5 protein-coding genes are annotated in these 4617 nt (G+C 63.6%); all 5 read left to right on the forward strand.

What is annotated here, in order from left to right; genetic code table 11:
• Positions 1-574 (forward strand): heparinase II/III family protein (locus ABY403_RS13620; protein ID WP_372841375.1); only part of this gene is annotated, 574 nt, incomplete at its 5' end.
• A 15-nt stretch (positions 575-589) separates the two neighbouring features.
• Entirely contained in the window at positions 590-2176 is a 1587-nt protein-coding gene (gene purH / locus ABY403_RS13625; RefSeq protein ID WP_372841376.1) for a bifunctional phosphoribosylaminoimidazolecarboxamide formyltransferase/IMP cyclohydrolase, read from the forward strand.
• Between the two features lie 3 nt (positions 2177-2179).
• Positions 2180-2674 (forward strand): signal peptidase II, encoded by a 495-nt coding sequence (lspA, locus tag ABY403_RS13630; RefSeq protein ID WP_372841377.1) that lies wholly within the window; start codon positions 2180-2182, stop codon positions 2672-2674.
• A gap of 31 nt (positions 2675-2705) precedes the next feature.
• Positions 2706-3248: a DUF3035 domain-containing protein gene (locus tag ABY403_RS13635; protein WP_372841378.1), complete on the forward strand. Its 543-nt coding sequence runs from the start codon at positions 2706-2708 to the stop codon at positions 3246-3248.
• Positions 3249-3334: 86 nt separating this feature from the next.
• Positions 3335-4617 (forward strand): M16 family metallopeptidase (locus ABY403_RS13640; protein ID WP_372841379.1); only part of this gene is annotated, 1283 nt, incomplete at its 3' end.

The raw sequence follows: 4617 nt of genomic DNA on the forward strand, positions 1-4617 counted from the left end.
GGGGCTGATCGGGGGCGGTGCCGAAATGCTGGCGGATGTGCCGCACGAAGTCTGGCAGAAATCGGAACTGGGCGATGCAAGCACACGTCTGATCTTTGGCCACGATGGCTATGTGCCAACGCATGGTCTGACCCATGTGCGTGAACTGGAACTCGCGCTCGACGGTCGGGTTCTGGCGGGTGCCGATACGCTGGGGGCGATGACAGCACCGGAACGGCGCCGCTTTGATGCGGTGATGGCGCGCGGTCGCACTGCGGGTGTGGTCTTTGACATCCGCTTTCATCTGCACCCCGAGGTCGATGCGGCCCTTGACCTTGGTGGCACAGCGGTTTCGCTGGCGCTGAAAAGCGGCGAGATCTGGATCTTCCGCCCCGAGGCGGGGGCGGAGATGTCGCTTGAGGCCTCGGTCTATCTGGAAAAGGGCCGCCTGCGGCCACGCGGCAGCCGCCAGATCGTGCTTTCGGGCGTGGTATCCGATTATGCCTGCCAGATAGGCTGGACCTTGGCGAAGGCACAAGATACCCCCACTGTGCTGCGTGATCTTGAGCGTGGTGAGACCCAAAACGACGAATAAACCAGAGGAATTGCTGTGTCCGACCTCGTTCCGATCCGCCGCGCCCTGATTTCGGTTTCCGACAAGACCGGGCTTGTTGACTTTGCACAGGCGCTGATCGCGCGCGGGGTTGAACTTGTTTCAACCGGCGGCACCGCAGCCACGCTGCGTGCGGCGGCTCTGCCAGCGCGCGATGTATCCGAACTGACCGATTTTCCCGAAATGATGGACGGCCGCGTGAAAACCCTGCACCCGGCGGTGCATGGCGGGCTTTTGGCGCTGCGCGACGATGTCGAGCATCTGGCCGCGATGGCCGCGCATGGGATCGAGCCGATCGACCTGCTGGTGGTCAATCTTTACCCGTTCGAGGCGACGGTGGCGAAGGGCGCGCCCTATGCCGATTGCATCGAAAACATCGACATTGGCGGCCCGGCGATGATCCGCGCGGCGGCCAAGAATCATTCTTGGGTGGCCGTGGTCGTGGATGTGCAGGATTACGGCGCGGTGCTTGACGAGATGGATGCAGAGCGCGGGCAGACCTCGCTGGCCTTTCGCCAATCGCTGGCGCAGACGGCTTACGCCCGCACAGCCGCCTATGACGCCGCCGTTTCCAATTGGATGGCAGCTGCCTTGGGCGAGGCCGCGCCGCGTCGGCGGGCTTTTGCAGGGACTTTGGCGCAAAGCCTGCGTTATGGCGAAAACCCGCATCAGAGCGCGGCCTTCTATACCGACGGCAGCAATCGGCCCGGTGTCGCCACGGCACGCCAGTGGCAAGGCAAAGAACTGAGCTACAACAACATCAACGATACCGATGCGGCCTTTGAACTGGTGGCCGAGTTTGCAGACGGCGCACCTGCATGCGCAATCATCAAACACGCCAACCCCTGCGGCGTGGCGCAAGGTGCCAGCCTGCTTGACGCCTATCGGCGCGCGTATGATTGCGACCGCACTTCGGCCTTCGGCGGCATTGTGGCGCTGAACCGCCCACTTGATGCCGCCACCGCCGAGGAAATCTGCAAGATCTTCACCGAAGTCGTGATCGCGCCGGGCGCGGACGAGGCGGCGCGCGCGGTCTTTGCGGCAAAGAAGAACCTTCGCCTGCTGACCACCGACGCCCTTCCCGATGCCAAAGCGCCGATACTGACGTTCCGGCAAGTGGCTGGCGGGTTTCTGGTGCAAGACAAGGACATCGCCAATGTTGGCCGCACGAACCTCAAGGTCGTCACGCGGCGCGTTCCGACCGAATCCGAGCTTTCAGACCTGATGTTCGCGTGGACTGTCGCCAAGCACGTCAAGTCGAATGCGATCATCTACGTCAAGGATGGTGCCACGGTTGGCGTGGGTGCCGGGCAGATGAGCCGCGTCGATTCAACCCGAATCGCTGCGCTGAAGGCGCGCGACATGGCCGAGGCAATGGGTTTGCCCGCGCCGCTGACGCGCGGTTCTGCGGTGGCGTCGGATGCCTTCTTCCCCTTCGCGGATGGGCTGATAACCGCCGCCGAGGCGGGTGCGACGGCAATCATCCAGCCGGGCGGGTCGATGCGCGACGCCGAAGTGATTGCGGCGGCGGATGAATTGGGGCTGGCAATGGTCTTTACCGGCCAGCGCCATTTCAGGCACTAGGCGATGCGCCGCGCGGTCTGGGTGGCGGGGGCAGTGTTGCTGGCCGATCAGGCCAGCAAGCTGTTCGTGGTGCACACGCTCGACCTTGCGCAGCGCCAGCTGATCGAGGTGGCACCGCCTTGGCTGGTGCTGCGCATGGCGTGGAATCGGGGCGTCAACTTTGGGCTTTTTGCCAATGACGCGGATTTGGTGCGCTGGGGCCTGATCGCGGTGGCGCTGGCAATTTCAGGTTGGGTCTACTGGTGGGTCGCGCGCACGCCGCAGCGCCCGCTGGTGCAGGTCTCTGCCGGTCTCTTGATCGGCGGCGCGCTTGGCAATGTCGTCGATCGTGTGGTTTATGGTGCCGTGGCCGATTTTTTGAACATGTCGGTGCCGGGCGTTGTTAACCCTTGGTCGTTCAACATCGCCGATGTGGCGATCTTTGTCGGGGCGTTTGGTCTTGTCGCCTTTTCGGGCGACGGGCAGAAGCCTCGTGACGCGCGCAAGGAGTTGCGCTAATACGATGGGCAAGTTGGACTGGGGGCGCACTATGCGGGCAGGAATCGGCAAGATCGGGCTGGTGCTGGCAGCCGTACTGGCGCTTGGCGCCTGCGGCAACGACGCCGAACCGCAGCTGATGAACGTGCGTGCAGGTACCAGCGGTCCAGACGAGTTCACAATTCTGCCGACCAAGCCGCTACAGATGCCGGCTGATCTGGCCTCTTTGCCTACGCCCACGCCGGGCGGGACAAACCTTACCGATCCTACCCCCTTGGCAGATGCGGTGGTTGCACTGGGTGGCAGCCGCGCTGCGCTGGCATCGCGCGGGGTGCCCGCAGCTGATGCGGGGCTTATGGCGCATGTGGCGCAATTTGGCAGCAGCGCCGATATCCGCAGCGTGCTGGCCGCCGAAGACCTCGAATATCGGCGCAAGAACAACGGCAAGTTGCTGGAGCGGCTGTTCAACGTGAACGTCTACTTCCAAGCCTATTTGCCGATGACGCTGGATCAGGCCGCCGAGATCGAGCGCTGGCGCAAGCTGGGCATTCGCACCGTCGGTGCCCCGCCCGAGCCGGCGCTGCTCAACCCCTGATCAACAGGGCGTCATCTCATCCTTTCATGCCTTGCCCGACCGACGCTATCGGTTAGCGTTGCGCATGTCTTTTCCGGAGCTTGCGCATGCACTTTGCCCATATCTGGCCGATCCTATCACTTGCCGTGTTCGCCGCACCTGCTGCCGCCGAAGGTATAAGCCACTTCACGCTGGCGAACGGCATGGAGGCCGTGGTGATCGAGGATCATCGCGCGCCTGTGGCGGTGCACATGGTCTGGTATCGGGCCGGGTCCGCTGATGAGGCGCGTGGCCATTCGGGTGTTGCGCATTTTCTTGAACACCTGATGTTTCAGGGCACCGACGATCTGGCCCCCGGCGAGCTTTCCGCAACGGTCGAGGCCAATGGCGGGTCTGACAACGCCTTCACCTCATATGACTACACCGCCTATTTTCAGCGCATCGCCGCCGACCGGTTGGATCTTGTGATGCAGATGGAAGCCGACCGGATGCGCGATCTGGTGATTTCGCAAGATGACTGGGCGACCGAGTTGCAGGTGATCATCGAAGAGCGCAACCAGCGTACCGACAGCGACCCCGGCGCGCTATTGCGCGAACAGATGAACGCCGCGCAATACCTCAACCACCCCTACGGCACCCCGGTGATCGGCTGGCGCCACGAGATGGAGGCGTTGACGCGTGACGATGCGCTGGCATGGTATCAGCGCTACTACGCCCCGAATAACGCGATTCTTGTTGTGGCGGGCGATGTGGACCCGGACGAGGTAAAGCGGTTGGCCGAGATTCACTACGGCCCCTTGGCACCGACCGAAGGGCTTGGCCCGCGCCAGCGCGTGTCTGAACCGCCGCAATTGGCCGAACGCCGCCTGTCGCTAACCGACCCGCGCGTACAGCGCCCCTATGTGGTGCGCAGCTACCTTGCGCCAGAGCGCGACGCGGGCGATCAGTCTGCCGCGGCGGCGTTGACGGTGCTGGCGGAACTGTTGGGGGGCAATCCGGCAACCTCGGTTCTGGGTCGCGCGCTGGTGTTCGATAGTGGCAAGGCGATTGGTGCCGGTGCCTCTTATGACGGGCTGAGCCTTGATGACACGACCTTCGGTTTGTCGGTCTTGCCCGCCGCCGGGGTCAGCCTTGCCGAGGCCGAAGCAGCGCTTGATGCGGCGCTAGAGGCGTTTTTGCGCGACGGGCCGGACCCGGCGCAGTTTGCGCGCATCCGCACCCAGATCAGCGCTAACGAGATCTATGCGCGCGATAACGTGCAAGGTCTGGCGCGGCGCTATGGTGCTGCGTTGACCAGCGGCCTGACAATCGCCGATGTCGAGGCATGGCCTGATGCGCTGCGCGCGGTAAGCGAAGCCGATGTGATGGCCGCAGCACATGCGTTGTTCGA

It is taken from the genome of Phaeovulum sp., from assembly GCF_041596715.1.
Lineage (GTDB): Bacteria > Pseudomonadota > Alphaproteobacteria > Rhodobacterales > Rhodobacteraceae > UBA6213.

Bases quoted from the DNA above. Each gene is read 5' to 3' on its own strand.
- lspA (WP_372841377.1), top strand. From the start codon at position 2,180: ATGCGCCGCGCGGTCTGGGTGGCGGGGGCAGTGTTGCTGGCCGATCAG.
- ABY403_RS13635 (WP_372841378.1), top strand. From the start codon at position 2,706: ATGCGGGCAGGAATCGGCAAGATCGGGCTGGTGCTGGCAGCCGTACTG.